The organism is Streptomyces sp. NRRL F-5135, assembly GCF_000719775.1.
GTDB classification, from domain to species: Bacteria; Actinomycetota; Actinomycetes; order Streptomycetales; family Streptomycetaceae; genus Streptomyces; species Streptomyces hebeiensis.
Map to the genome: position 1 here is coordinate 23947 of NZ_JOHR01000021.1, position 26997 is coordinate 50943.

General features: G+C 72.6%; 19 protein-coding genes. 9 read left to right on the top strand and 10 right to left on the bottom strand.

Features of this window, described 5'->3' with window-relative positions; genetic code table 11:
* Positions 1-92: 92 nt before the first annotated feature.
* On the bottom strand, positions 93-6596 hold the full coding sequence (locus tag IG02_RS0129990; RefSeq protein WP_051765897.1) for an RHS repeat-associated core domain-containing protein: 6504 nt from the start codon (positions 6594-6596) through the stop codon (positions 93-95).
* A 360-nt stretch (positions 6597-6956) separates the two neighbouring features.
* Between IG02_RS0129990 and IG02_RS0129995 the strand changes: the two genes are divergently transcribed.
* Positions 6957-10049, top strand: a complete 3093-nt coding sequence (locus tag IG02_RS0129995) for an FG-GAP-like repeat-containing protein (protein WP_051765899.1) — start codon at positions 6957-6959, stop codon at positions 10047-10049.
* A gap of 73 nt (positions 10050-10122) precedes the next feature.
* On the opposite strand, the gene IG02_RS0130000 is transcribed toward IG02_RS0129995, so the two are convergent.
* Complete coding sequence (locus tag IG02_RS0130000) at positions 10123-11241, bottom strand: magnesium and cobalt transport protein CorA (RefSeq protein ID WP_030754833.1); 1119 nt, start codon at positions 11239-11241, stop codon at positions 10123-10125.
* A gap of 502 nt (positions 11242-11743) precedes the next feature.
* On the opposite strand from IG02_RS0130000, the gene IG02_RS0130005 reads away from it, so the two are divergent.
* Complete coding sequence (locus IG02_RS0130005) at positions 11744-12367, top strand: suppressor of fused domain protein (protein WP_030754835.1); 624 nt, start codon at positions 11744-11746, stop codon at positions 12365-12367.
* Between the two features lie 86 nt (positions 12368-12453).
* Here IG02_RS0130005 and IG02_RS0130010 read toward each other — a convergent pair whose 3' ends face one another.
* Complete coding sequence (locus IG02_RS0130010) at positions 12454-13728, bottom strand: MFS transporter (protein ID WP_030754837.1); 1275 nt, start codon at positions 13726-13728, stop codon at positions 12454-12456.
* Positions 13729-13914: 186 nt separating this feature from the next.
* Here IG02_RS0130010 and IG02_RS0130015 point away from each other — a divergent pair, with 186 nt between their 5' ends.
* On the top strand, positions 13915-14553 hold the full coding sequence (locus tag IG02_RS0130015; RefSeq protein ID WP_030754839.1) for a DUF6758 family protein: 639 nt from the start codon (positions 13915-13917) through the stop codon (positions 14551-14553).
* A gap of 191 nt (positions 14554-14744) precedes the next feature.
* Complete coding sequence (locus IG02_RS0130020) at positions 14745-15614, top strand: PHP domain-containing protein (protein WP_030754841.1); 870 nt, start codon at positions 14745-14747, stop codon at positions 15612-15614.
* Positions 15615-15776: 162 nt separating this feature from the next.
* Here the strand turns inward: IG02_RS0130020 and IG02_RS42305 are convergent, their stop codons facing one another.
* Positions 15777-15929, bottom strand: coding sequence for a hypothetical protein (locus IG02_RS42305; protein ID WP_199814110.1), 153 nt, complete (start codon positions 15927-15929; stop codon positions 15777-15779).
* Between the two features lie 393 nt (positions 15930-16322).
* On the opposite strand from IG02_RS42305, the gene IG02_RS0130030 reads away from it, so the two are divergent.
* Positions 16323-17156, top strand: coding sequence for an NYN domain-containing protein (locus tag IG02_RS0130030; protein WP_234314965.1), 834 nt, complete (start codon positions 16323-16325; stop codon positions 17154-17156).
* A gap of 128 nt (positions 17157-17284) precedes the next feature.
* On the opposite strand, the gene IG02_RS0130035 is transcribed toward IG02_RS0130030, so the two are convergent.
* Both IG02_RS0130035 and IG02_RS0130040 read right to left on the bottom strand, forming a co-directional pair.
* Positions 17285-18136 (bottom strand): alpha/beta fold hydrolase, encoded by an 852-nt coding sequence (locus IG02_RS0130035; RefSeq protein WP_030754845.1) that lies wholly within the window; start codon positions 18134-18136, stop codon positions 17285-17287.
* 254 nt (positions 18137-18390) lie between these two features.
* Complete coding sequence (locus IG02_RS0130040; RefSeq protein WP_030754847.1) at positions 18391-20442, bottom strand: DEAD/DEAH box helicase; 2052 nt, start codon at positions 20440-20442, stop codon at positions 18391-18393.
* A gap of 516 nt (positions 20443-20958) precedes the next feature.
* Here IG02_RS0130040 and IG02_RS0130045 point away from each other — a divergent pair.
* Entirely contained in the window at positions 20959-21765 is an 807-nt protein-coding gene (locus tag IG02_RS0130045) for a ferritin-like fold-containing protein (RefSeq protein ID WP_199814111.1), read from the top strand.
* Positions 21766-21934: 169 nt separating this feature from the next.
* Here the strand turns inward: IG02_RS0130045 and IG02_RS0130050 are convergent, their stop codons facing one another.
* From IG02_RS0130050 to IG02_RS0130065, 4 genes are all read right to left on the bottom strand, one after another.
* Positions 21935-22204 (bottom strand): hypothetical protein, encoded by a 270-nt coding sequence (locus tag IG02_RS0130050; protein ID WP_030754849.1) that lies wholly within the window; start codon positions 22202-22204, stop codon positions 21935-21937.
* A 224-nt stretch (positions 22205-22428) separates the two neighbouring features.
* Positions 22429-22656 (bottom strand): DUF3107 domain-containing protein, encoded by a 228-nt coding sequence (locus IG02_RS0130055; protein WP_030754850.1) that lies wholly within the window; start codon positions 22654-22656, stop codon positions 22429-22431.
* A 164-nt stretch (positions 22657-22820) separates the two neighbouring features.
* Positions 22821-23462 (bottom strand): TetR/AcrR family transcriptional regulator, encoded by a 642-nt coding sequence (locus tag IG02_RS0130060; RefSeq protein WP_030754851.1) that lies wholly within the window; start codon positions 23460-23462, stop codon positions 22821-22823.
* Positions 23463-23755: 293 nt separating this feature from the next.
* The gene (locus IG02_RS0130065) at positions 23756-24016 is read right to left on the bottom strand and encodes a hypothetical protein (RefSeq protein WP_030754853.1); all 261 of its coding nucleotides are present in this window, start codon (positions 24014-24016) and stop codon (positions 23756-23758) included.
* A gap of 169 nt (positions 24017-24185) precedes the next feature.
* Between IG02_RS0130065 and IG02_RS0130070 the strand changes: the two genes are divergently transcribed.
* The 3 genes from IG02_RS0130070 to IG02_RS43725 are packed head-to-tail and all read left to right on the top strand — an operon-like array spanning position 24186 to position 26805.
* A complete protein-coding gene (locus IG02_RS0130070) occupies positions 24186-25145 on the top strand; it encodes an alpha/beta fold hydrolase (RefSeq protein ID WP_030754855.1) in 960 nt (319 codons plus the stop codon).
* An 8-nt stretch (positions 25146-25153) separates the two neighbouring features.
* Positions 25154-26647, top strand: a complete 1494-nt coding sequence (locus tag IG02_RS0130075) for a DUF3152 domain-containing protein (RefSeq protein ID WP_030754857.1) — start codon at positions 25154-25156, stop codon at positions 26645-26647.
* A 56-nt stretch (positions 26648-26703) separates the two neighbouring features.
* Positions 26704-26805: an Ms4533A family Cys-rich leader peptide gene (locus tag IG02_RS43725; protein ID WP_324604757.1), complete on the top strand. Its 102-nt coding sequence runs from the start codon at positions 26704-26706 to the stop codon at positions 26803-26805.
* The last annotated feature ends 192 nt before the right edge of the window (positions 26806-26997 follow it).

Below are 26997 nucleotides of genomic sequence, written 5' to 3' on the forward strand. Positions count from 1 at the left end.
ATCTGCCTTGGAGGAGAGGTGGCTGAGGCGGGCAGCGGTGGCCGGACGGTCGGGGAGGAAACGAGCTCCCTCCCCGACCGTCCGGTGTCGGGTCAGCGTGCCATAACGCTCCTCGCGTCATCCCGGAGGCCGATCCAGCCGCCCACGTTGGCCGCTGTCGTGTGCAGGCCGATGGATGCCGCTCCGACCCCCTTTTCGAGCTTGCCGCCCGATTGCATCAACTTGCCGCCGACGCCGGCGAGTCCGTCGCTGAGCGCGGTACGTGCCCCTCGGGCGACGGCGCCGCTGCCCCTGATGAGGCGGACCGTCGAGCCGGCCCCGCCGAGCATCACGGCCGCGGCCGTGCCGGCCAGCTGGCTGACCGCGGCGGACTTGTCCCCGTCGAGGGCGTAGGCGCCGGCGGAGGCGACTCCGGTAGCCGCTGAGATCGCGCCGAACGTGGCGGCTGCCGGCGCGAGCACCGGGACCATCGCAAAAAGCCCCGCAGCAGTGCCGGTGATCGTGCTCACATGCCCCAGCACCTTGGCCACCCTGTGCAGCGTGACCTGTTTCGCCGCGGACTTCACCCCGCTCGCCGTCGCCTTCGCGACCCGTTTGGTGGCCGACGCGACCTTGCTGCCCGCGCGTTTGACCACCGACTTGGTCGCCCGGTAGGTCTTCTTCACCGCCCGGTAGGTCTTCTTCGCGTATTTCTTGACCGTGTACGTGGCGCGTTTGATGACCTTCTTTGTCACCCGGGCGACCTTCTTGACCGCCCGTTTCACCACCTTGGTGGCCTTCTTCACCACCTTCTTCACGGTCTTGACGACCTTCTTGACCGCCTTCTTGACGACCTTCTTGGCCTTCTTGGCGACCTTCTTGACCGTCTTGGTGACCTTCTTCGCGGCCTTCTTGACGGCCTTCTTGATCTTGCCCCAGAACAGGCCGTCCGGGTCGGAGAAGGTCGCCGGGTTGTTGTTGGCGTACGCGTACGCGTTCATGCGCTGCGACTCGCCGAGGTCGGTCATCGGGTCGACGCTCAGGAACCGGCCGAGCTTCGGGTCGTAGGCGCGGGCGCCCAGTTGGGTCAGGCCCGTGCTGTCCTTCGTGCCGCCCACGAATCCCTGGTCGACCGGCCAGGTGACCGGGCTCGCCGACGGGGAGCCGCGCTCCTCGCCGAACGGGGCCGTCGAGCGGTACAGCACGTCCTGGGTGGTGGCGTCGATCGCGGTCGACGCCGTTCCGTGGTGGTCGTCGAAGAGGAACTGGACCGTGCCGCCCGTCCGCGCGGCGACCGTCTCGCCGTCGAAGTCGTAGTAGCGCGTGCCCGTCTTCTTGCCGTCCGGCTGGAGCAGCAGTTCGTTGCCGCCCGGCAGGTACAGCGTCGTCCCGGTCAGGTCCTTCCTGAGCAGCCGGCCGCCATCGGCGTCGTAGACGTACTCGACGTCCGCGCGGCCCGCCTCCTGGACCTTCACGAGCTGGTTCTCCGCGTCCCAGACCAGCGTCTGGTCCCGGCCGTCCGTCTTGCGCGTGGTCGTGTTGCCCATCGCGTCGTAGCCGAACGTGTCCGTGCTCGTCGTGACGCCGTCCCGCTCCGTGCGCACCGAGGTCACCGCGGCCGGCTTGGCGCCGTCCGGCTTCCCGTAGGCGTACGTACGGACCGCGTCCCCGGGGCCGTCGCCCGCCGCGCCGGCCGTGCCGACCGCGGCGGCCGGGCCCGCGGTGCCCGCCGAGCCGACGTCGTGGCGGACCTCCTTCGTCCGGTTGCCCAGCGCGTCATAGCTGTACGACAGCCAGTACGGCTTCGGCCCGCCGACGTTCGACGGGTCGGGGGCCGCCGCGCAGTCCTCCCTGGACGTCCACGCCTCGGTGAGCCGCTGGAGGGCGTCCATGGTGAAGCACTGCGTGTCCGTCTGCTTCGCGGCGTCCTGGCCGGTCACGGTGGTGATCCGGGTGACGTTGCCCGCCGCGTCGTAGCCGTACGTGGTGTCGTCCACCCGGCTCGGCGCCGCCGTGCGGTCGGTCGTCGTGCGCAGCAGCTCACCGGTGTGCTCGTCGTACGACGCGGTCCGGTACAGGCGCCGGGCCGCATCGTTGTACTCGGTCCGCAGGGGTCGTCCGAACGGGTCGTACGTGGACGAGTTCACCAGGATCCGGGCGCCCGCCGTCAGGCCCTGCGCCTGGTCGTCCGCGCCGTAGCGGGTGACCACGCGCTCGGCCGGCATGCCTCCGAGCGGCGGCTGGTTGACCGCCGTCGGCAGGCCGGTGTACGGGTCGTAGGCGTAGCCGATGGAGTAGGTGCCGGCGAGGGCGCCCTCCGACTCGGGGACGGTGACCTCCACCTTGGTGGGGAGGTAGTCGTCCGTGTATCCGGTGATCCTCTGGGCGTAGGCGTGGCCGTCCACGTACCGCCGCGACTCACTGATCTCGCCCTTGGCGACCGTGTCGTACGTCCACTCGGACAGGACCTTGTCGCCCTCGCGGAGCGAGGTCCTGCGGCCCAGTTCGTCGTAGCCGGCGGTCAGGGTCACGCCCCGGGCGTCCGTCGTGGACACCGGCCGGTCCAGCGAGTCGTACGACGTGCGCAGCGTGCCGCTGTCGGGGTCGTCGGCGCGGGTCTCCCGGCCACGCCCGTCGTACTCGAACTTCCGTACGTTGCCTTCCGGGTCGGTGACCGTCTTCAGCAGGCCCCGCTCGTCATAGGCGTACGTGATGGACTGCGAGGCGGTGCGCGCCTCGTTCGTGTACTCGACGACCTCCACCGGCCGGTCCTGCGGGTCCGTGACCGTGGTGCTCGCCGTCCCGCCCTTCGGGGGGATCAGCGTGGTGTGGTTGCCGTCGTACACCGTCCTCGTCCGGCGTGTCTCCGTGCCGTACTTCAGGGCGATGGCGTCGGTGGGGCGCCCGGCGGCGTCGTACACCGTACGGACCGCGGCCGGGGCCTTGGTGTCGTCGCCGGCCACCAGCTTCGGCTCCGGGTCGCCGGTGGCGTAGTAGTCGTCGTACGACTTCCACTCCAGTCCGCGCGAGTCGTACAGGGTCTCGGTCAGCACCCGGCCGGTGCCGCTGAGCGAGGGGACCTGGGTCTGGCGTTCGCGCAGCAGACCGTCGTAGATCTCGTGACTCGTCTCCGTGGACCCGTCCCCGCGCAGCTCGCGCGTGGTGACGACGGGCGGCTCCGTGGTCGAGATCCGGTAGGAGTAGCCGGCGTCGGGGTGGTCGGGGAACCTGGCCTTGGTGCGGCCGGGCTCCCAGATGCCGGTCAGCCGGCCGAGCGCGTCGTACCCCAGCTCGGTCCGCTTGCCGTTGGCGTCCACCTCGGCGGCCGGCACCCCGCGCCGCGGGTCGATCTCCGTGGTCAGGGTGTGACCGAGCGGGTTGGTGGTGACGATGGACGTCGGTGTGCCCGTGGCAGGGACGTACTCCGTGGTCATCGTCCGGTTCTGCGAGTCCGTCACCGCGAGCGGGCGCCCGTAGAGGTCGTACGTGGTGCGCGCCGCGGTGAAGAAGCCCGTGCCCTCCGCGTCGTTCTCGTCCTCGCGGGTGGCGTTGCCCTTCGTCGGGGCCGCGCCCAGGGTGGTGGAGCCGTCGTAGTAGCTGCGGTTCTCGGAGATCGGCTCGCCCGGCGCGGCGCAGGTGCCGGCCGTGCTCTTCTCCGTGGCCTCCAGCTCCAGGATGTTGGCCGCCGTGTTCCGGGCGTAGGTGGTGGTGTCGCAGGTCTCGTCGCCGGTCTTCGACGTGTCGCCGTGGTCGGTCTCGGTGACGACCATGCCGTACGCGTCGAAGGTCCGCTCCGTCTTCGTGCGCTGCCAGCCGCCGCCCTTGGCCGGGCTACGTGTGGTCTCCTGCTGTACGCCGGTCATGTCCGACTCCAGCGCGGGCAGCCCGGGGCGGGCCCGGGTGGCCGTGACCGCCGAGCGCCACGGGGTGGAGGTCTCCTCGGAGACCACCTCCGCGCCGTTGTAGGTGATCTCGGCGCGCTCCATGGCCTGGAAGGACGCGTGGTCGGCGACCTCGTTGCCCTCGAAGTCGGCGACCTTGGCGCCCGCGATGCCGCGGAAGTAGCGGGTGCGGCTGTCCAGCTTCGGGCCGTCGACGCCGTTCCCGTCCTGGGTACGGACCTCGCCGTAGCCCCGGTAGTCGCTGTACGTGCGGTGCTCGGCCTTGGTGAACTCGTCCTCGCTCTTCGCCCAGGCCGCGCCGCCCACGTACGTGTAGTCGGTCTGCTCGGTGGGCGAACCGCCGACCAGGTCGTTCTCCAGGACCCGGGTGACGACGTACTTGTGGAACCAGTCCTTCACCGGCTTGTAGTCGGCTGCGGGGGAGTCCGCGGAGGACCAGTAGACCGGGTAGCAGCGCCGGGTGTTGGAGGTCTCGGCGGGCAGGGAGCCGGGGGCGCAGTCGGGGGCGGAGTAGGTGATCCCGAGGGAGCCGCCGGTCTCGGTGTCGATCTGGCCCACGCGGTAGCGGACCAGCGGCGGGATGCCGTCACCGGTGCTGTCCACGCGGTTGGCCAGCTGCGTGCCCTTGAAGGTGATCTCGGGCAGGGCCTGTGGGCTGCCGCCCGTGTGGCCGGTCCGGGTGATGCCCGCCAGCCACAGGGAGGCGGGGGAACCGTCGCCCGGGTCGGGCAGCTCGTGGCGGAACTCCCAGGAGTCGACCGGCTGGTAGGAGGCGCCGGCGCCGGATCCGGAGAGCACCGTGGTGGTGATCCTCGTCAGCCGCTTGGTGGTCCAGAAGGTGGGCGCGATCCGGTTCTTGCAGTCCTCGCCCGCCTTGCACTCCTGGTCGACCGGGACGTCGGGCCAGCGCTTGGCGTTGGCCGTGGTCATCTTCGCCGGGGCGCAGTCGAAGGAGGCGTCGGGCAGGCACCGCTCGGCGACCGTGAACCCGACCTTCGCCGCGGCGGCGTCGGCCGCGTACAGGTTGTCGGAGCGCAGACCGTACTCGATGCGGTCGGGGTGGCCGCCCCGGGTGTACTCGGTCGGGGTGCCGAGGCCGGTGGTCGCGGAGACATTGCGGCCGTAACGATTCTTCTCGGCGTTGTAGTAGTACGCCGTGGCGTTGGCGTTGGTGTCGACGACGTAGTCGAGGTTCCAGCGCCACGCCTGCTGGCACCAGGAGTCGGCGAAGGCGCTCTTGTAGCAGGGCTCGCCGCTCTGGTTGCCGTACACCGGCACGGTCCAGGTGGAGTTGGTCTCCGCCTTGCCCGACGACCAGCCGGGCAGCCGGTTGTAGCCGAAGTGGTACTGCGTGCCGTCGGTCGTGGTGACGCGCCAGTGCTCGCCATCGTTGTCACCGTTGCCGCGGGCGGTGTCGGCGAGCAGTTCGATCCGGGTGCCGTCGTCGTCCTTGAGCTTCCAGGTGCCGGTCTTGTCGTCCCGCACCAGCTCGTGGGACTGGCCGTCGAGCGACATGGTGGCGTTCTCCGGGCCGTAGCACAGATCGCCGTTCTTGGCCTTGTTGTTGCCGTTCGTCATGTCGTCGTTGCACGGGAGGTAGCGGCGCTCGATGTAGTTCTCCGTCAGCGCCCAGCCGTCACCGATGGCGTTGGCCTGGTTGTTGGTGGCCGCCGTGCGGCCGTCCAGCGACTGGGAGGAGTAGCCGAGGTTCAGCTCCGGCTCCAGACCGCCCGGGACCTCCGGGGTCTGGATCTCGTACGCCCAGCCGAAGGTGCCGGAGGAGTCACCGGCCACCCAGTTGCCGGAAGGGCTGAGCGGGGTGGCCTTGTAGTCGCCGGAGGAGCCGGACGGGCCGGCCGTCGCCGCCAGCAGGGTGACGCCGGAGCCCGCGGCGAGTCCGGTGAGCGAGCGCGCGCCGCGCGCCGCGGGCCGTACCGGCGCGTCGGACGCGCCGGCCTCGGCCTCGGACCCGCCGGCCGTGGCGTCGACGGGTACGTCCGCCGTCAGCGTCCTGGCCTTCGCGTCGTTATCGGTGGTGAGCGGCGTGCCGGCGCCGCAGTCCTCGGTCCCGGCGGATTCCAGCGCGCAGGACGGCAGTCGGACCAGGGAGAGCCGGGAGGCCCAGCCGGCGCCGAAGGCGTGCTCGAACTTCGAGTAGTCGAGGGAGACCCGCACGGAGGCGTCCTCGCCGCCGTCCTTCGCGCGTACGGCGAGCAGGACGCCGTCGATGCCGAGACGGTCGGCGGCCTTCCGGTCCAGGACCTGGACCTGGGCGGCCGCGGGCGCGGCGGCCCGTCCGGACGCGCCGGAACGGCCGGCGTCCTTGGCGCGGCCGGTGCCGTCGGACCGGCCTCCGCCGTCGGGTTCGCCGGTGCCGTCGGAACGGCCCGCTGCCGTACGGGCCTTGTCGGTGGGACCGGTCTCGGTCCGGCCGATCCGTACCGGCAGCTTCCCCGCCCGCTGTGGCGTGTTCCCGCTGCCGTCGAGCCGGACCTCCGCCGTGCCGGCGGCGGGCCAGGTGACGCCGGGCGCGGCCTTGCGCGAGTCCCGCGCGGCGTCGTCCCGGCCGCCGGGGCGTTCCGTGCCGACCGGAGTGACCGGGACGGGATCGGTGCGGTCGATGTCCCGCAGAGAGAGCTTTCCGCCGACCGCGAAGGCGGTCTCGGCGCTCAGGAATCCACCGAGAAGTATGGACGAGGTGATAACAGAAGTCACCTTTGTCCATCTTCTTCGGCGTCGGTATCGCGCGCCGTGCGCGCGTCTCACGGCGTGGCCGGAAGGGTCCTTCACGCTTCCCCCTAAGTAGTGAAGTTGCAACCAGCTGTGAAGAGTACGTGCTCATGGGGTGTTGATGGAACGTGTAAAGTCGGCTGGACAGGGGGAAGTTGGATCGCTGCCGGGGTATCTGCACAAACGGAATGCCTGAATTGACAGGGCATGCCGGGTAGATGCGCCGGTCGGTTTGCGTTGTGTTCCCCCGTCTGAATCCAGCCACCGTTCATTCACAAGGTTTTCGGGCTTCGGGGGACGCCGCTCAGTGGGGGCGACCCGGCGAAGCGTCGGGGAGGAAACGTCTTGAGAACCCAACGACTCCCGCGCCGGGGGAGACCCGGTCCGCGCCGCTGGGCGGCCCGTGCCGTCGCCGTCGCGCTGGCGGCCGCCGCCCTCCCGCTGACCGGTGGGCCCACCGCGGTGGCGGACACCCGTGAGACCGCGCCGGAGCCGACGGCGGCCGAACGCGCCCTGGCGCGCGCGGCGGAGAGCGGTGAACGGGTCGAGGTGGTGGCCGAGCGGAGCGAGTACTCCACCACCTTCGCCAACCCGTCGGGCACCTTCACCAAGGAGACCCACGTCGTCCCGATCCGGGTCCGCCAGCGGGGCCGGCTGGTGAGCGCCGACCCCACGCTGGTACGCGGCGCCGACGGCACCGTACGGCCCCGGGCGGCCTCGGTCGGCCTGGCGTTCTCCGGCGGCGGCGACGATCCGATGGCGAGGATCGAGCGCGACGGGCGCGGCATGACCCTGGACTGGCGGGGCACGCTGCCGGAGCCGCGGCTCGAAGGCGACACCGCCGTCTACCCCGAGGTCTTCCCGGGGGTCGACCTCAAGCTCCGGGCGAGCGTGAACGGCTTTCAGCAGCTCCTGGTCGTCAAGAACCGTGAGGCCGCCGCCGATCCCCGGCTGGAGCGGCTGGCCTTCCCGATGAAGACCGACGGGGTCACGGCCCGCACCGACGGCGCCGGCAATCTCACCGCCGTCGACCCGGCCGGGCGGAACGTGTTCGCCGCGCCGACCCCGGTCATGTGGGACAGCTCCGGAGTCGCCGCGACGGCCGCGCCGAAGGGCGCCGCCTCGGTCGGTGCCGCGCTCGCCGCGCCCCGGAGCGCCCGGCCCGCCGCCATCGAGGAGGAGGGGTTCGTCGCGGCCGTCGGCGCCAAGGAGGCCGCGGTCCCGGCGGTCGTCGAGGGCGGCGCGCTGAGACTGACACCGGACCAGGGGCTGCTCACCGCGCCCGACACGGTCTTCCCGGTGCACATCGACCCGTACGTCTCCGGCGGGCGCAACAACTGGACCTCGGTCGCGAAGAGTTACCCGACCACCAGCTACTGGAACAAGTCGGACAACATCGCGCGGGTCGGCCACGAGTCGGACACCGGCGGGACCTGGTTCTCCTACTTCACCATGGACACCCGGAACCTCTCGGGCAAGACCGTCGTGAACTCCACGTTCCGGATCAAGAACACCCACTCCTGGTCCTGCACCAAGAAGCCGGTGTACCTGTACGCCTCCAACCCGATCAGCTCGTCGACCACCTGGAACAAGCAGCCGGCCCTCGGGGGACTGCTCGCCACCGTGACCGACGCCAAGGGCTGGGGGTCCGGCTGCCCCGCGGGCAACCTGGAGTTCGGCGTCAAGGGCAACGCGGCGAAGGCGGCGGCCGCCAACTGGCCCACCATGACGCTCAGTCTCCGGGCGAGTGAGACGGACACGTACGGCTGGAAGAAGTTCGACGCCTCGACGGCCGTGCTCTCCACCGAGTACAACACCCCGCCGAAGGTGCCGTCCGACCTGGACACCGTGCCCAGCACCAAGAACGGCGCGGGCTGCGGCGACACCGCCCCGTACGGCTTCATCGGCGACACGGACGTCCAGCTGACGGCCAGGGCCCAGGACCCCGACGGCGGCACGGTCAAGGTCACCTTCCACCTGTGGGCGACCGGCCACCACCCCGGCGCCGACCCCGGCGGGGTCCTGATCGTCAATCAGACAGTCTCCGTCACCTCGGGCGCGGTCGCCCGGGTCACCGTCCCCAAGTCGGTGCTCAAGCCGCACGTCGCCACGGCCGACGGGAACTTCTCCTGGAAGGCCCAGGCGAGCGACGGTTCCCTGACCAGCGACTGGAACCCGACGGCCGGCGCCCCGGGCTGCCGGTTCGTCTACCTCCCCGACCGGCCCAGCACACCCCCGTCCGTGACCTCCGCGCAGTTCCCGGACGGTACGGCCGGCTGGCCCGTGGGGACGGGCTCCGTCCGCACGAAGGGCACCTTCGCGGTCGGGCCCGGCGACGCCACCGACATCGCCTCGTACGAGTTCTGGTCCACGATCGACCCGACCGTCACCCACCGCGCCCCCGAGGCGCTCGGCGGCGGCGTGACCATCGAGCTGACGCCCACCAAGGCGGGCGCGCACCAGCTCTACGTACGCGGCCTGGACCGGGCGGGCAACCGTTCCGACACGCGCGCCTACCTCTTCTACGCCAACGGCAGCCGGACCGCGGACAAGGCGGGCGACCTCAACGGCGACGGCCACGCCGACCTGTGGGCGGTCGACGCCGCGGGCACCCTCCAGCGGTACTTCGGCGACGGCACGGGCAAGGCCGTGAAGGCCGACCGCGCGGCCTCGGCGGCCGGCCGCTACCTGGACGCGCGGACGACCCGGCGCGGCGACTGGACCGAAGACGGCTACGAGGACCTGATCACCCTGTCCCCGGACGCGGCCCGCGGGCTCGACCGCCTCTGGGTCCACCCCAACGACGGCGCGGGCGCCGCGGACGAGGCCGGCAGTCGTGAACTGCGCGTCTGGGACCCGGAGAACGACCACTGGCAGGGCGCCACCCAGATCCTCGCCATCGGTGACGCCGACGGCCCGCTGGATCTCGACGGCGACGGCGTGATCGGCCCCGATGACCGCCCCGGCTACCCGGACCTGCTGGTCAAGCAGGGGGACCAGCTCTGGCTCTACTTCGGCTCACCGTCCGGCTATCTCGACGACAGCGTCTACTACCTGGACGACTACATCGACCAGCCGCCGGTCCTGATCGGTGACGGCGGCTGGGCGGACGTCGACCTCGCGGCGCCGGGCGACACCACCGGCAACGGTCACGTGGACCTGATCTCCCGCCAGAGGACCACCGGCGAAATGTACCTGCACGCCGGTACGGGCCCGCACGGCGAGGGCCTCGGTGCCGTGGCGGACCGCACCCGGATCGGCACGGGATGGACCGCCGCCAACCGTCCGCTGCTCACCGCCGTCCCGGACGCGCTGGGCGACGGCAAGCCCGCCCTCTGGGCGACCAACTCCGCCGGGGACCTGCTGTTCTACCCCGACATCAGGGGCAGCGGCACGCCGGTGGGGGCCGGCCTGCCGGGCTTCCGGGCCCTGAACTGACAGGTACGGCGGGACCGGCCGGGGGCGTGGAGGCGGCTCGCGCCGCCACGCCCCGGGCCGCACCCGCCCGCGTTCAGAGCCAGCCGTTGCGCTTCAACGTGCGGTGGATCGTCAGACAGAGCAGCCCGATCGCGCCGAGCACCATCGGGTAGCCGTAGCGCCAGTGCAGCTCCGGCATGTGGTCGAAGTTCATGCCGTAGATCCCGCACACGGCCGTCGGCACGGCCACGATCGCGGCCCAGGAGGTGATCTTGCGCATGTCCTCGTTCTGCGCGACGGTCGCCTGGGCCAGGTTCGCCTGGAGGATCGAGTTCAGCAGTTCGTCGAAGCCGATGACCTGCTCGTGCACCCGCGCCAGGTGGTCCGCCACGTCCCGGAAGTACTTCTGGATGTCCGGGTCGATCAGCCGCATCGGCCGTTCGCTCAGCAGCTGCATGGGCCGCAGCAGTGGGGAGACGGCCCGCTTGAACTCCAGCACCTCCCGCTTGAGCTGGTAGATCCGGCCCGCGTCCGAGCCCCGGGGGCTGCCCTTCGTGGGCGCGGAGAACACATCGATCTCGACCTCGTCGATGTCGTCCTGCACGGCCGAGGCCACCGCGATGTACCCGTCGACGACATGGTCGGAGATCGAGTGCAGCACGGCCGAGGGCCCCTTGGCGAGCAGATCGACGTCCTCCTCCAGCCGGTGCCGCAGGGCGCGCAGCGACCCCTTGCCGCCGTGCCGGACGGTGATCACGAAATCCCGGCCGGTGAAGCACATGACCTCACCGGTCTCGACGACCTCGCTGGTCGCGGTCAGCTCCGCGTGCTCCACGTAGTGGATGGTCTTGAAGACGGTGAACAGCGTGTCGTCGTACCGCTCGAGCTTGGGCCGCTGGTGCGCGTGCACCGCGTCCTCCACGGCCAGCGGGTGCAGCCCGAACTCGGCCGCGATGCCCGCGAACTCCTCCTCGGTCGGCTCGTGCAGACCGATCCAGGCGAAGCCGCCGCCCTCCCGGACCCGGAGCATCGCCTCGCGCGGGGTGAGACAGGACTGCTCGGTGAGGCGGCGGCCCCCGCGGTAGACCGCGCAGTCGACCACGGCGCTCGACGCCGACGGGTCGCGGGTCGCGTCGTACTTCTCGTACGCGCCGGAGGTGTTCTTGCGCAGGGAGGGGCGGACAGCTGCGCGCAGGTCACGGATCATCGACATGGCGGGCTCCTTCACAAAGAGGCCGTCAGCGAGGCGTGGCACAGCCCGGAATGGGGACGTGGTCCGTACGTCACGTCCGCAAAGCGGGCGGCACCGCCGGTACGCGGTGACGGCGTTCGCTGCAGAAAGGCGGGAAAACGCGAACAAAGCGAGTGGCGCGAATGATGCGAACGGGATACGCGCTCTTCCGCCGTGCGAGCTGCCGTGGGCCGGGGACCGGACCGCCGACCGGGTCGAGGTCGGCCGTCAGACCGCGAGAACCACGAAACCCGAGAGAACCGCGAAATGGCGACGGCGTGCGGAAGAGCTGTTGGTACTGGCCGGGTGACTTCGATCCACCGCAGCCCCACCTCCTCCGGCCGGTCCCCCGTAGGGGATGACGTGTTCGTCGGGACTGGAAGGGACGCTTCTGCGTGCCGTCCCGACCGGGCGCCCAACACTATCAGCTGCCCAAGGTCAATCTGTCCTCTTGCCCAATTCTCAGGAGATCTATGCTCGCCGCATGTCAGAAATTCTTGCTCTGGTCGAGAACCGGTTGCGTACCGCCCTGGGCGAGCCGGACGCGCGCGCGGCGGTGACCTTCCTGGGCACGGACCGCATCGAGGTGCTGCGGTTCCTGGAGACCTCTGATGTCTCCGAGGCCGCGGGGACCGCGCCCGCGGCGCCCGTGGTGCGTTACGCCACACTCGGGATGTCCGCGCGGCCGATGACGGATCCCTCGGCCGTCCTCGCCGACCCGGTGAGGGGACCGCGCGCCGAACTGGTGCTCTCGTTGCGCGCGGGGGCCGTCGACACGGACCGGGTGCTGCGCCCGCTGGCGGTTCTGGCCGCCTCGCCGCAGGTCGAGGGCGTGATCGTGGCGCCGGGCGGCTCGCTCGACCTCGGGGAGCCGCTGTGGCCCGGGGCGCCCTTCGGCTCCGTACTCGTCGGGGAGCCCGGCGGGCTGGTGCCGGACCTGGAGCTCGACGCCCCGCTGGAGCCCGTACGGTTCCTGCCGCTGCTGCCGATGACCGGCAACGAGGCGGCGTGGAAGCGGGTCAGGGGCGCGCGGGAGCTCCAGGAGCGGTGGCTCGCGCACGGCACGGACCTGCGCGACCCGCGACGGCGCTCGGTACCGCTGGACTGACGCGCGTCCGTCGGAGGGCGTGCCGGGCGTCGGACCGGGCGTCGGGTCAGGTATCGCGTGGGGCGTGGGGCGTCGGGCTCGGCCGGTCAGGCGCGTTCGGCGAACACCGAGACGCTGTCCTGGGTGGCGTGCACCGTGCGCAGTTCCTCGGCCTCATGGGTCAGGGACCCGCGCCTGGCCCGGACGATCGCCGCGCCCACGACCGCCGCCACCGCCGCGACCACGAACGGGACGTGGACGTCGGTCCACTCCTCGATCTTCGGGGCCAGGAAGGGCGCGGCCGCCGCCGCGAACCAGCGCACGAAGTTGTAGCCCGCGCTCGCCACCGGCCGGGGCGCGTCCGAGACGCCCAGCGCCAGTTCGGTGAAGACCGTGTTGTTCAGGCCGATGAAGGCACCCGAGACGATCGTGCCGGCGACGGCGGCGGCGTGGTTCCCGTACCCGATCACGAGCAGGTCGGCCGCGAGCAGGAGCAGCGAGCCGCCGAGCACCTTCAGCGACCCGAAGCGCTTCTGGAGGCGCGGGGCGATCAGCACGGAGAACAGCGCGAGCAGCACGCCCCAGGCGAAGAAGACCGCGCCCGACCGGTACGGGGTCATGTTCAGCACGAACGGGGTGAAGGCCAGGACCGTGAAGAACGCGTAGTTGTAGAAGAACGCCGAGGCCGCGGCCGACGCCAGCCCGCCGTGCCCGAGCGCCCTGACCGGGTCGAGCAGCCCGGTCCGGCGCGCGGGCCTCGGCTGCTCCTTGAGGAACACGGTGACGCAGAGGAAGCCGATCGCCATCAGCGCCGCCGTGCCGAAGAACGGGTAGCGCCAGCTCGCGTCGCCGAGCAGGGCGCCGAGCAGCGGGCCGCAGGCCATGCCCAGGCCGAGCGCCGACTCGTACAGCAGGATCGCCGCCGCGCTGCCCCCGGCCGCCGCCCCGACGATCACGGCCAGCGCGGTCGAGACGAAGAGGGCGTTGCCGAGGCCCCAGCCCGCCCGGAAGCCGACCAGTTCCGCCACCGACGAGGACGTGCCGGACAGTCCGGCGAAGACGACGACCAGCGCCAGGCCCGCGAGCAGCGTCCCGCGCCCGCCGATCCGGCTGGAGATCCAGCCGGTGAGCAGCATGGCGACGGCGGTGATCAGGAAGTACGAGGTGAACAGGAGCGAGACCTGGCTGGGCGTGGCCGCCAGGCCCTCGGCGATGGACGGCAGGATCGGGTCCACCAGCCCGATGCCCATGAAGGCCACGACGGAGGCCCCGGCGGTGGCCCACACGGCCTTCGGCTGGCGCAGCAGACCGCCGCCCGCCGCAGCGGGGGGTGCGCCGGGTGTGCCGCCGGCTCGGTCGTCGAACGGATCTTCTCCGCGCATGAGACGAGGCCCTTCTACTCCCAGGCGATAGATGTAATACGCAGACAATAAGTTAGACGCACTAATAAATGCAAACTACATCTATATGGAGGGTGGGGGCGGCTCGCGCCGGCCGTCGGTCGCCTGCCGGGCCGGACGGGTGATCGTCCTTGACGCGACGACGACCGGGGAGGACCGTGGGGCGCTATGAGGGGCGAACCCAGTTGCCCGAAGTGCGGTGGCCGGGTCAGGGCGCCCGGTCTCTTCGCCGACACCTGGCAGTGCGGCGTCCACGGGGCGGTGTACCCGCTCCAGCCCGTGATACCGCCCAGCGTCGAGGCCCTGAGCGTGGTGGTGCACCGCGCCCGGGTCCCCGTCTGGATGCCCTGGCCGCTGCCCGTCGGCTGGCTTTTCACCGGCGTCGCGTACGCGGGCGACGACCGCAGCGGCGGCCGGGCGACCGTCGTCGCCTGCTCCGGCCCCGGACCGCTCGGCGGCATGGGGGAGCTGCTGCTGGTCGCGGAGGAACTCGGCGTCGGCCTCGGCGCGCGCTACGCGGGAATCGAGGGGCCCGACCCGGGGGCGCGCATCCGGGTGGACGAGCCGCCGCAGACCAAGCTGCTCGCGGCGGGCAGGCCGACCCCGCTCTGGCTCGTCCCGGAAGCGCCGCAGGACCGCGCGGTGTTCGTGGGGGAGGCGCTGGGGCTGTGGCTGTGGGCGATCGTCTGGCCCGAGCGGGCGGGCGTGGTGCTGTACGACGAGCTGGTGCTGACCGACCTGCGGGACGCGGGCGCCGAGGCGGAGCTGCTGCCGTGCGGGGCGCTGTCGCCGCGGCTGCTGTCCTGACGCGCCGCCGCGCGGTCCGGGGGTGGCCGGGCGGTCCAGGGCCGGCCGGGCGGTCCGGGTGGCCGGTGCGCCGCCCCGTACGCGTGTCCCGGGCGCCGGACCGGAGGGGGTGACGGCCCCGACGCTGTCGGGCCGGCCCCGTTATCCTTGAGCGGTCACCCGTCCGGCTCACGCCCTTGGAGTCCCGCGTCGTGCGCATCGACCTGCACACCCACTCCACGGCCTCGGACGGTACGGACACCCCGGCCGAGCTGGTCCTGAACGCGGCCGCGGCCGGGCTCGACGTCGTCGCGCTGACCGACCACGACTCCACCCGCGGCCACACGGAGGCGACGGCCGCGCTCGCGGACCTCGACCGCGACCTCACCCTCGTCACCGGAGCCGAGCTCTCGTGCCGGCTCGACGGCGTCGGCCTGCACATGCTGGCGTACCTCTTCGATCCGCTCGAACCGGAGTTCCTGCGGGAGCGGGAGCTGGTGCGCGACGACCGGGTGCCCCGCGCCCGCGCGATGGTCGGCAAGCTCCAGGCGCTGGGCGTGCCGATCACCTGGGAGCAGGTGACGCGCATCGCGGGCGACGCCTCCCTGGGCCGCCCGCACATCGCCACCGCGCTCGTCGAACTCGGCGTGGTCGAGACCGTCTCGGACGCCTTCGTGCCCGAGTGGCTGGCGACCGGCGGCCGGGCCTACGCGGAGAAGCACGAACTCGACCCCTTCGAGGCGATCCGTCTGGTCAAGGCCGCCGGCGGGGTCACCGTCTTCGCCCACCCGCAGGCGGTCACGCGCGGCGAGGTCGTGCCGGAGTCGGCCGTCGGGCGGCTCGCCGCCGCGGGCCTCGACGGTATCGAGGTCGACCACATGGACCACGACGCGCCGACCCGCGCCCGGCTGCGGGCGCTGGCGGATGAGCTGGGGCTGCTGGCCACCGGCTCCAGCGACTACCACGGCAGCCGCAAGTTCGTGGAACTCGGCGCGTGCACGACGGACCCGGAGGTGTACGAGGAGATCGCCCGGCGTGCCACCGGCGCCCGGCCGGTGCGCGGCGCGGGCGCGCACCGGTAAGTCGGCGCGGGCGTGCGCCGGTAAGTCGGCGCGGGCGTGCGCCGGTAAGTGCGGCTCCCGCGTGCGCCGGTGAGCAGGTCCGTCGTGCGCCCCTCACGCCAGTGCGCCCCCGTACGGTCCGATCCGTACGGGGGCGCTTCGTCGGCGTTGGTGCTCTCGTTGTTATGAGGCCGAGGTTTCGGCCGGCCGGATGTAGATGCGCTGGCCGATGGAGGCGGCCTGCTGCACGATCCGGTTGACGGAGGCGGCGTCCACGACGGTGCTGTCCACGGCCGAGCCGTCGACGTCGTCGAGTCGCATGATTTCGAAGCGCATGGCTTCTCCCTTCGTCTGATCCTCCTGGTGGAGAACTGCTGGAGAACTGGCGGCCGACGGGCGGACCCGTCACCAGTCACAGACTGGACAACGGGTTGTCCTCTGCAAACATTCCCTACGCTAAGGAAATTTTTCAGATCACTAATTACTGGCGGGTAGGCCGTGGTGGTGAGCGAGAATGAGACCCGTATGAACGAGTGGAACGAGCCGGAGACCGACCTCGGCCCGGGCGCCGGCGCCGAGAGCGGCGCGTGGGCGCCTGCGGACACGCCGGCCGAGGAGCCCGCGGCGACGAGCCAGGACGTCGCCGGCGCGCGGGCACGCCTGGACGCCCGCCGCCTCGAGGACCGCTTGGACGCCCGTCTGGAGCGCACCAACGAGCTGTTGCAGCGCATGCTGGCCGAGGTCGCCAAGACCCCTTCCACGCATGCCGTCTTCGTCGACGCCGGGTATGTCTACGCCGCGGCCGGGTTGCTGGTCGCGGGCACCGAGGACCGGCGCTCGTTCGACCTGGACGCCGAAGGGCTCATCGAGGCGTTCATCGACAAGGCGCGGGTCATCTTCGCCGACAGCCGGCTGCTCCGGCTCTACTGGTACGACGGCGCCAGGCGCCGGATCCACACCCCCGAACAGCAGGCGATCGCCGAACTCCCGGACGTCAAGGTCAGACTCGGCAACCTGAACGCCAACAACCAGCAGAAAGGCGTCGACTCGCTGATCCGCTCCGACCTGGAATCCCTCGCCAGGCACCGCGCCATCAGCGACGCGGCCCTGATCGGCGGGGACGAGGACCTCGTGTCGGCCGTCGAGGCCGCACAGGGGTACGGGGCCCGGGTCCACCTCTGGGGCATCGAGGCCGGCGAGGGACGCAACCAGGCCGAGCCCCTGCTGTGGGAGGTCGACAGCCAGCGCACCTTCGACCTCGACTTCTGCAAGCCGTACGTCACGCGCCGCCCGGTCACGACGTACGAGCACGAGGGCGAGCCGCCGCCCTCCCGCGAGCAGGTCCGCTTCGTGGGCGCGCGGATCGCCGCGACCTGGCTGGCGGAGCGCGGCAGCGAGGCGATGGCGGAACTGCTGCCGGGCCATCCGTACCTGCCGGGGCCGGTGGACCAGGACCTGCTGATCGAGGCGGAGAAACTGCTCCAGCGGTCCCTGCGAGGACACGCGATGCTGCGCCGCGCGCTCAGGGACGGCTTCTGGCAGCACCTCCAGGCACAGTTCTGATCAACCGTGATTAACCCTGATCGACGCTGCTCAACCTCGACTGGTTCTGACTGACTGGTTCTGACGACCGGTACCGGCTCACCGGTTTCGTCGGCGGGACCGGGGCGGTCGGTGCGTGCGGGCCATGGTCAGTGGCCTCCGTAACGCCCGTCCCAGAAGTCCGTCAGCGCCGCCGCGGTCTCCCGTGGCCGGTCGGTGTTCGGCGAGTGCTGGGCGCCCGTGACGACCGTCCTGCGGGCCCCGAGCCGCTGGGCCATCGAGTCCAGCTGGGGCAGCGGCCAGGTGTCGTCCTGCTCGCCCGAGACCACGTGCTTGGGCAGTGAGACCACGGCGGCCAGTTCGTCCACCCGGTCCGGCTCCACGGTCAGCTGGCGGCCGGTGGCGATCAGCTGGGCCGGGTTGGTGAGCAGCCATCGCCTGCGCAGGTCGGCGCCGTCGACCGTGGTCTCCTCGGGCGGGTCGAGCGCGCGCATGGCCGACCACACCTGCTCCATCGAGAGGGTGGCGAGCGCGTCGCTGAGCACCCTGACCCGCTGCCGCTGCGTCTCGGAGATCGCGCCGGGCCCCGAGGACAGCAGCGTCAGCGTGAGGAACGGGGCACGGTCGACCAGGACGGCGGCCCGGGCGATCTGCCCGCCGAGCGAGTGCCCGAGGAGGTGGACCCGGGTGTCGAGGGCCTCCGCCTGCGCCAGCACGTCGGCGGCCAGCTCGCCCTGGGCGTACGCCTCCTCGGTGTCCGGCCCCTCGGTCTCGTACTGGCCGCGGCCGTCCACGGCGACGGCCCGGTAACCCGCCTCGGTGATCGGCTCCAGCAGCGCGACGAAGTCCTCCTTGCTGCCGGTGAACCCGGGCAGCAGCAGGACGGTCCCCTGGGGCTCCCCGGCCGGTCGCGCGTCGAGCACGGCGAACCGCCCGCGACGGGTCGACAGGCCGTGGACGCGAGCGCAAGGGGGCGGGGCGAAGGTGGGTGGCCGGCTCATGTGACGAGGTTAGAGCGTGCCGGACGGCCCGGGACGCCGGGGACCGGCATCGCCCGGCCGGCCGCTCGCCCCCGCCGCACGGCCCGACAGGGCGGTGTCGCGCGAGCGTGCCCGTGATGCCGTCGGGCCGGGGCGGGACCGTACGTCCGCCGGTGGGACCTCGTCCCCACCGCCTTCGTACGCCGATGGCCCGGCCGCCCCTCGCGGGGCGCCGGGCCATCGTGCGGTGTGCCGCGCCGGGCGCGGCGGGCGGCTCAGCCCTCGGCCGCGGGCGCGGCCTTACGGGCGGTGCTCCGGGTCGTACGGCGACGCGGTGCGGGCGCGGCCTCCGGCGCCTCGGCCTCGGCCGTGGTTCCGGCCTCCGATCCGGGCGCGGTCGCCTCGGCCGCCACTGCCTTCGGCTTCGTGGCGCGGGTACGACGGCGGGGCTTGGCGGGCTCCCCGGCGGTCGCCTCGGCCGCCACCGTCGCCTCGGCGGCCTTGTCCGTCCCGGCCGGGGCCTCCACCGACTCGGCCTTCGGCTTCCTGGCCCGGGTCGTACGGCGGCGGCGCGGCGCGGTCGCCTCGGCCGGCGCCTCGTCGGCCGGCGGCGTCACGACCGCGGCCTCCGCGACGACGGTCCCGGCTGTCTCGGTCGTCTGCGCCGCCTCTGCCGCCTCTGCCGCCTCTGCCGTCCGGGCGCTCGGCTTCGCGGCGCGGGTACGGCGGCGGCGCGGCGCGGGCGCTGCCTCCGGCGCCTCGGCCTCGGCCTCGGCCACCGGGGCCGCCGGTGCGGTCGCCGCCTCGGCGGCGACGCTCTCCACGCCGGTCGTCTCGAGTTCCGTGGCCGGCACGGCCGCGTCGGCAGGGGCGACGGCACCCGCGCGGGTACGGCGCCGGCGGCGCGGGGTGCGCGGCCGGTCGGCCTGCTCCACGCCGCTCTCCTGGCTCTCCGACGCCGCCACGGCGGTGGCGCTGGGCCCCTCCGCTGGGGAGACCGTCGTGTCCTGCTGTACCGCGCCGTCGGATTCCACCGGCGCACCGCCGCGCGTACGGCGGCGTCGGCGCGGCGTACGCGTCGGGGCGGGGCGTTCCTCCCGTACGGCGGTGGCCGCGGACCTGCGGCCCCGGCCGCCCGTCTCACCGAGGTCCTCGACCCGCTCGGCCGACAGACCGGCCCGGGTGCGCTCGGCGCGCGGCAGGACGCCCTTGGTCCCGGCCGGGATGCGCAGCTCCTCGAACAGGTGCGGGGAGGTCGAGTACGTCTCCGGCGGGTCCGGGAAACCGAGGCCCAGCGCCTTGTCGATCAGCTGCCAGCGCGGGATGTCGTCCCAGTCCACGAGCGTGACGGCCGTACCGGACGCCCCCGCCCGGCCCGTGCGCCCGATGCGGTGGAGGTAGGTCTTCTCCTCCTCGGGCGACTGGTAGTTGATGACGTGCGTCACGCCCTCGACGTCGATGCCCCGGGCGGCGACGTCGGTGCAGACCAGGACGTCCACCTTGCCGTTGCGGAACGCCCGCAGGGCCTGCTCGCGCGCGCCCTGGCCCAGGTCGCCGTGGACCGCGCCGGCGGCGAAGCCGCGCTGCGCGAGCTGGTCGGCGATGTCCGCGGCCGTGCGCTTGGTGCGGCAGAAGATCATCGCGAGCCCGCGGCCCTCGGCCTGGAGGATGCGCGCGACCATCTCCGGCTTGTCCATCGAGTGGGCCCGGTAGACGTGCTGCGTCGTGTTGGCGACGGTCGCGCCCTCGTCGTCCGGCGAGGTGGCGCTGATGTGCGTGGGCTGCGACATGTAACGGCGGGCGAGGCCGATGACCGCGCCCGGCATGGTCGCGGAGAACAGCATCGTCTGGCGCTTGGCCGGCAGCAGCTGGATGATCTTCTCGACGTCCGGCAGGAAGCCCAGGTCGAGCATCTCGTCGGCCTCGTCCAGGACGAGGGCGCGCACGTGCGAGAGGTCGAGCTTCTTCTGGCCCGCGAGGTCGAGCAGCCGGCCCGGTGTGCCGACAATCACATCGACGCCCTTCTTCAGGGCCTCGACCTGCGGCTCGTAGGCACGGCCGCCGTAGATCGCCAGGACGCGGACGTTGCGCACCTTGCCGGCCGTCAGCAGGTCATTGGTGACCTGCGTGCACAGCTCGCGGGTGGGGACGACGACGAGCGCCTGCGGCGCGTTCGTCAGGTCGTCGGGCCCGGCCCGGCCGGACTCCACGTCCGCCGGGACGGTGACGCGCTCCAGGAGCGGCAGGCCGAAGCCGAGCGTCTTGCCGGTGCCGGTCTTCGCCTGGCCGATGACGTCGGTCCCCGAAAGGGCGACGGGGAGTGTCATCTCCTGGATGGGGAACGGGGAAACGATGCCGACGGCTTCGAGGGCCTCGGCGGTCTCGGGGAGGATTCCGAGTTCTCGGAAAGTAGTAGTCAGGGTGCTGCCTTGTCTGTGAGACGCGGCGCGAGGCGAACGCTGGGGGTCGTACCGCGCTTGGTACTCGGCCGGCCGTGGATTGGCCGGATGGCGCGGGACCACTGCCGTCGCTTCGAGCGCTCGTGCCGCTGAGGGGCCCCTCTGCGCCGGTCGTACGCTGCTGTGCGCACGGTCCGCGCGGAGGGCTGTCGGGTCGGAGCCGATCGGGCCACCGACCGGGCATCCTCATGGGCTCGTCCAGCGGCCTCCCGTAAACGGAAACCCACCGGACCAACACTGCGATGGCCCGCCGGTAAACGGCAGGCGCATTATCACTGTACCCCGGAATCGTGCATGTGTGTTGGGCGAATTCCTCGAAACGGTGTCGTATCGGTGTCTGACCAGCCCCTTACGGGTCACGGTGGGCGGGCTATTCTGCGCTTCATGGAGACGCCCGACCACGAGACGCCCGATCACGCCGCCCCCTCCGCCGCCGACGCGGACCCCGCGGAATCCGCCGCCGCGTCCGCTTCCCGGCCCGATGACGTGCGACACACCGGGATCGCCGCCCAGGACTGGGCGACGGCCTCCGCGGAGCCCCAGTACCGCGCCGCGGTGGTGGACCTGCTCGGGGCGCTCGCCTACGGCGAGCTGGCGGCGTTCGAGCGCCTCGCCGAGGACGCCAAGCTCGCGCCGACCCTGGCCGACAAGGCCGCGCTGGCGAAGATGGCCACCGCGGAGTTCCACCACTTCGAGCAGTTGAGCGACCAGCTCCGGGCGATCGACGCGGAGCCGAACGGCGCGATGGAGCCGTTCGCCAAGGCGTTCGCCGACTTCCACCGCCAGACCGCGCCCTCGGACTGGCTGGAGGGCCTGGTCAAGGCGTACGTCGGCGATTCGATCGCCAGCGACTTCTACCGGGAGGTGGCCGCCCGGCTCGACAGTGACACCCGCGCGCTGGTGCTGGCCGTGCTCGACGACACCGGGCACGGCAACTTCGCCGTGGAGAAGGTACGGGCCGCGATCGAGGCGGAGCCCCGGGTGGGCGGCCGGCTCGCGCTCTGGGCGCGACGGCTGATGGGCGAGGCGCTCTCGCAGGCGCAGCGCGTGGCCGCGGAGCGCGACGCGCTGTCCACGATGCTGGTGGGCGGGGTGGCGGACGGCTTCGATCTCGCGGAGGTCGGCCGGATGTTCTCCCGGATCACCGAGGCCCACACCAAGCGGATGGCGGCGCTGGGCCTGGCGGCCTGACCCGGGCGGACTGCGGACCGGGGCGGACCGGCGTCCCGCCCGCGCCCGTGCGGGGCTCCGCGCACCCTTCGCTCCCGCGCCGCCTTCGGGCCGGGACCGGCTTCGCGGCGCCGGGCTCCGAAGCGCCGGGCTCCGAGGCACCGCGCGGCCTTCGGGCAGGCCGTCGCCGTCAGGAAGGCATGACCTGCCGCAGCCGACGGCTCGTGGGCCGGATCAGCAGCGACAGCAGCACCGCACCCACCAGCAGGGCGCCGGCGAGCGTGGCGAGCACATGCCCGGCGCCGAGCGCCATATGGGTCAGATACGCCCCGAAGAGGGAGCCGAGCGGGCCCGCGGTGAACACCGTGCGGTGAGAGGGGAGCCGGTGGGGCAGGAGGCGGGCCGCGGCCCAGGAGAGACCGAGTCCGAACAGGACCGCTCCGAGGACTTCCCAGATCACCGTTGATCACCTCATGACGCCGGGTGGGCTTGCCGGTACGGGCTTTTGTGAAGCCCAGCACGTCACTACCCGTGGCGCGGCGCGGGCAACCCTCGTACGGCCGTCCGCCGCACGCCGTCCGCCGCACGCGAAGGGACGGCCCGGCGGGGGTCTCCCGCCGGGCCGTCCCGGAAATGCCGTGCCCGGACGCGGGCACCGGTGCCGGCGACAGCCGGCGGCGTGGCCTACAGCGCGCCGAAGCCGACCCGCCGTGTCGTCTGCTCACCGATCTCCACATAGGCGAGCCGCTCGGCCGGTACGAGGACCTTGCGGCCCTTCTCGTCCGTCAGGCTGAGCAGCTGCGCCTTGCCGGCCAGCGCGTCGCCCACGGCACGCTCGACCTCCTCGGCGGACTGCCCGCTCTCCAGAACGATCTCCCGGGGCGCGTGCTGCACGCCGATCTTGACCTCCACGGCTATGTCCCTCCGAACGGTCAGTGCGGTGCGCGGTCAGCCGCGCGGTACCCAGCACACATTAGCCGGGCGCGGCCCCGGGCAAGACGCCCAGGTGAACGCCCGCAGCGAACACGCGGGACGCCCCGTGCCGTGACACGCGTGGGCGGACGGGGCGAGCCCGTTCAGTGCGGCTCGCCGCCGTGCAGCGGGAAGCCCGCGATACCGCGCCATGCCAGCGAGGTCAGCAGGCCGACGGCCCGCTCGCGGGGGATGCCCGACCCGCTGGAGAGCCAGTACCGGGCCACCACCTGGGAGACCCCGCCGAGGCCGACGGCCAGCAGCATGGACTCCTCCGTGGACAGGCCCGTGTCCTCGGCGATCACGTCGGAGATGGCCTCGGCGCACTGGAGGGAGACCCGGTCCACCCGTTCCCGTACGGCGGGCTCGTTCGTCAGGTCCGACTCGAACACGAGCCGGAACGCGCCGCCCTCGTCCTCCACGTACGCGAAGTACGCGTCCATCGTCGCCTCGACGCGCTGCTTGTTGTCCGTCGTGGACGCGAGGGCGGTACGGACCGCCTGGAACAGTGCCTCGCAGTGCTGGTCGAGCAGGGCGAGGTACAGCTCGAGCTTGCCGGGGAAGTGCTGGTAGAGCACGGGCTTGCTGACGCCGGCCCGCTCGGCGATGTCGTCCATCGCGGCGGCGTGGTACCCCTGCGCGACGAACACTTCCTGAGCCGCGCCCAGCAGCTGGTTACGTCGGGCGCGACGCGGCAGTCGCGTGCCCCGCGGGCGCGCTGCCTCGGTCTGCTCTATGGCTGTCACGCCGCCTCCCAAATGTCGATCCGTGCGCGCTGTGCGCAGCCAGGCCATCGTACTTTTGGGTAACGGGGGCGCGCGTGGTGAGGGCGCACAATTTCACACAGTGGCCGACGCACCGGCGGCAGGGCCCGGGCGGGCGGCGACGGGGCCCGAGCCGGTCGAGGGGCCCGGCCCCGCCCGGGGGCCGGAGCCGTGGGGCCGGAGCCGTGGGGCCGGAGCCGGTCCGGGGTGTCCGGTGCGGTGTCCGCTCGCCCGTGCCGGGCCCTGCCGCGCCCGACGGCGCGCACCGGCCGGCCTCAGCGGTACGCGTCCTCGTCCTCGTCCGCCCCGACGGCCCGCGCCTGCTCCACCGCGTCCGCCTCGTTCGCCGTCGACGGGTCGATGCGGGTCAGGGATTCCTCTTCGGTGTCCCGTACCGCCGTGCGCTGCTCCATCGCGTCCGCCTCCGGCACCTCGGCCGACAGTTCGGCCTGCTCGGCGGGGCGGTCGTTCGCGTCGGGGTTCTCGGTGTACTCGAAGTCCTCGGGGGGCCGGGAATCCGTGGGGTCGACCGACATGCAGTGCCCTCTCTCTCGCTCTCGTGTCTCTCGTCTCTTCTCTCGCGCCTCTCCTCCGGCGTCTGCCCGTCTTTCGAGCCTAGAAGTCCTGGTTCGCGTACGCCAGGCGGCTCGGACCTGTGACGGCGACCACATGGGAAGGGGTGTGATCGTCTCGTAACATTGCCGCATGTCCTCGACCGAGCTGCCCGAATCCGTCGCCGCCGCCGTGGACCCCCGGGTCAGTCCCGTACGGGTGGCGCAGGGGGAGACGCTGCGGTCCGTGGTGCTGCCCGGGCTCACGCTGGCAGTCCGGTCGCGGTCCGCGACCGCGGAGGGCGCGCCGCCCGCGCTGTACGTGCACGGGCTGGGCGGGTCGTCGCAGAACTGGTCCGCGCTGATGCCGCTCCTCGCGGACCGGGTGGACGGGGAGGCCGTCGACCTGCCCGGGTTCGGGGACTCACCGCCGCCCGACGACGGCGACTACTCCGTGACCGGGCACGCCCGTGCCGTGATCCGGCTGCTCGACGCCGGCGGGCGCGGGCCCGTGCACCTCTTCGGCAATTCCCTCGGCGGTTCGGTCGCCACCTGCGTCGCGGCGGCGCGGCCCGACCTCGTGCGCACACTCACCCTGGTCTCGCCCGCGCTGCCGGAGATCCGCGTGCAGCGCACGGCCTGGCCCACGGCGCTGATGGCGGTGCCCGGGATGACCGGCCTGCTCGGGCGCCTCAGCCGCGACTGGACGGCGGAGCAGCGCACGCGCGGGATACTGGCGCTCTGTTACGGCGACCCCTCCCTCGTCTCCGAGGAGGAACTCGGGCACGCGGTACGAGAGATGGAGCGCCGGCTTCAACTGCCCTACTTCTGGGACGCGATGACACGCTCGACGCGCGGTATCGTCAACGCGTACACGCTGGGCGGTCAGCACGGGCTGTGGCGGCGTGCCGAGCGGGTGCTGGCACCCACGCTGCTGGTGTACGGCGGGCGGGACCAGCTCGTCGCGTACCGTATGGCCCGCAAGGCGTCGGCCGCGTTCCGCGATTCCCGGCTGCTGACTCTCCCGGACGCGGGGCACGTCGCCATGATGGAGTACCCACGGGAGGTCGCGCGGGCCTGCCGGGAACTCATCGACGACTACGACAGGAGCTGATCCGGCGCGTGGGACGACACAGCCGTAAGAGCTCCGCACCCGAGGGCGCGGCCGGCCCCCCGGCCGACGGACGCCCGCCCGATCCGGCGGCGCCCGGCAGCGGACGGCGCCGGCGCTTCAGAGGCGGGCCGGCGGCGGCGCCACGGGCAGCGGGGCCGGGTGACACCGCCGTACGCGACATCCCGGCCGGTGGCCCGCCCGTACGCGACACCCCCGCTCACGGCACTCCCGCCCACGGCGTCCCGCAGGTGCGCGGGGGCCACCCCGAGCAGCGGGAGCGGGGCGGCGGCTGGGGCTCCGCGCAGACCCGGGAGCAGCCCGGGGAGCCCCGGATCCGGGAGCAGGCCCGGGAGCGCCACGACGGCCCGCAGGGGGCCGCCCGGCGTCCGTCCGGTCCCGGCGGCACGGCCGCACCGGCCCGTGAAACGCGTCCCCCCGGACCGCGTCCTGCCGGACCGGGGCCCTCGGAAGCCTCTCCCTCCGACACCGGCGCCCCCCTGATACCGGGGCCGCGCCGGGAGTTCGTCGACGCGTTCGACTCCGACGCCTTCGGCGCACCGTCCCCGCGCGCCCTCTCCCGGGAGACCGCTCCTGCGGACTTCTCCCCGCCCGGCGGCGCCGCGGGCCGGGAGAACGCCGAACAGGACGACGACGCCACGAGCGGCAAGGGCGGCAAGGGCGGCAAGGGCCTCACGTACACAGGGGTGGTGGCCGCCGCCGTCACCACCGTCCTCGCGGTGGTCGTGGCCGGACAGGTCGCGGACGGCGGCGGGGACCCGCGCGGTGCGCGGGCGGCCGGGGACGCCGGCCGCGGCGGTGCGGGCGAGGACGCTTCCCGCTCGGACGGCCGTGGCGCGCCCGACGGGCAGACCGGCCGGCGGACCGCCGTACAGGCCCCGCCCGGCTACGCCGAGTTGATGGCGCGCCAGTTCCCGGCGGCGGCCGTGGCGAACGGCACCGGGGAGTTCGCCGCCGTACCCGGGTTCGCCGAGGCCCCCGGCAAGGGGCGGAAGGTCCGCTACCGCGTGGACGTCGAGAAGGGGCTCGACCTGGACGCCGAGCTGTTCGCGGACGCCGTGCAGAAGACGCTGAACGACGACCGGAGCTGGGCGCACAACGGCGCCATGACCTTCGAACGGATCTCCAGCGGTGAGCCCGACTTCGTGATCACGCTCGCCGGCCCGAAGACGACGGGCGTCTGGTGCGCCAAGTCCGGCCTGGACACGACCGTCGACAACGTCTCCTGCGACTCCGCCGCCACCGAACGCGTGATGATCAACGCCTTCCGCTGGGCACGGGGCGCGGAGACCTTCGGCGCCAAGGCGATGTTCCCCTACCGGCAGATGCTCATCAACCACGAGGTGGGCCACCGGCTCGGGCACAACCATGTGAACTGCCGCACGCCCGGTGAACTCGCCCCGGTGATGCAGCAGCAGACCAAGTCGCTGGACATCGACGGGATCGAGTGCAAGCCCAATCCATGGGTCTATCCCGAGGGGTGAGACGTGCGTCTCACGATGCGTTGACATCGGCGACCCGGTCGTCCATATTTCTCGTCATGTCCACGCGCCGCGCCGTACTTCCCGGCCACACCTTCCTGATCGAGCTGACGCTCATCGGTGTGACCGCGCTGTGCGTGGCCGATATTCACTGTCGCTGATCCCGCCGCCGGCCTCGCGTCCGGCAACCGGCCCCCGTCCCTGTTCCGGGGCGTGACGGCCTCCCCCTCCCGTGATGTCACCGGCCTGTCGGCCCCGGGTGCCCGAGTGCCGGGCGCTCCGGTATGCCGCGACGCGGCCGGTGCGCTCGGGGCGCGGTGACCGTACGCGCGGTTGACGGCACGTGTGACCGG

Excerpts from the sequence above, each read along its gene's own strand:
- IG02_RS0130010 (WP_030754837.1), bottom strand. The coding sequence starts at position 13,728 with ATGCGCGGAGAAGATCCGTTCGACGACCGAGCCGGCGGCACACCCGGC.
- IG02_RS0130035 (WP_030754845.1), bottom strand. The coding sequence starts at position 18,136 with ATGAGCCGGCCACCCACCTTCGCCCCGCCCCCTTGCGCTCGCGTCCAC.
- IG02_RS0130005 (WP_030754835.1), top strand. The coding sequence starts at position 11,744 with ATGTCAGAAATTCTTGCTCTGGTCGAGAACCGGTTGCGTACCGCCCTG.
- IG02_RS43725 (WP_324604757.1), top strand. The coding sequence starts at position 26,704 with ATGTCCACGCGCCGCGCCGTACTTCCCGGCCACACCTTCCTGATCGAG.
- IG02_RS42305 (WP_199814110.1), bottom strand. The coding sequence starts at position 15,929 with ATGCGCTTCGAAATCATGCGACTCGACGACGTCGACGGCTCGGCCGTG.
- IG02_RS0130045 (WP_199814111.1), top strand. The coding sequence starts at position 20,959 with ATGGAGACGCCCGACCACGAGACGCCCGATCACGCCGCCCCCTCCGCC.
- IG02_RS0130030 (WP_234314965.1), top strand. The coding sequence starts at position 16,323 with ATGCTGGCCGAGGTCGCCAAGACCCCTTCCACGCATGCCGTCTTCGTC.
- IG02_RS0130000 (WP_030754833.1), bottom strand. The coding sequence starts at position 11,241 with ATGTCGATGATCCGTGACCTGCGCGCAGCTGTCCGCCCCTCCCTGCGC.
- IG02_RS0130070 (WP_030754855.1), top strand. The coding sequence starts at position 24,186 with ATGTCCTCGACCGAGCTGCCCGAATCCGTCGCCGCCGCCGTGGACCCC.
- IG02_RS0130015 (WP_030754839.1), top strand. The coding sequence starts at position 13,915 with ATGAGGGGCGAACCCAGTTGCCCGAAGTGCGGTGGCCGGGTCAGGGCG.
- IG02_RS0130040 (WP_030754847.1), bottom strand. The coding sequence starts at position 20,442 with ATGACACTCCCCGTCGCCCTTTCGGGGACCGACGTCATCGGCCAGGCG.
- IG02_RS0130065 (WP_030754853.1), bottom strand. The coding sequence starts at position 24,016 with ATGTCGGTCGACCCCACGGATTCCCGGCCCCCCGAGGACTTCGAGTAC.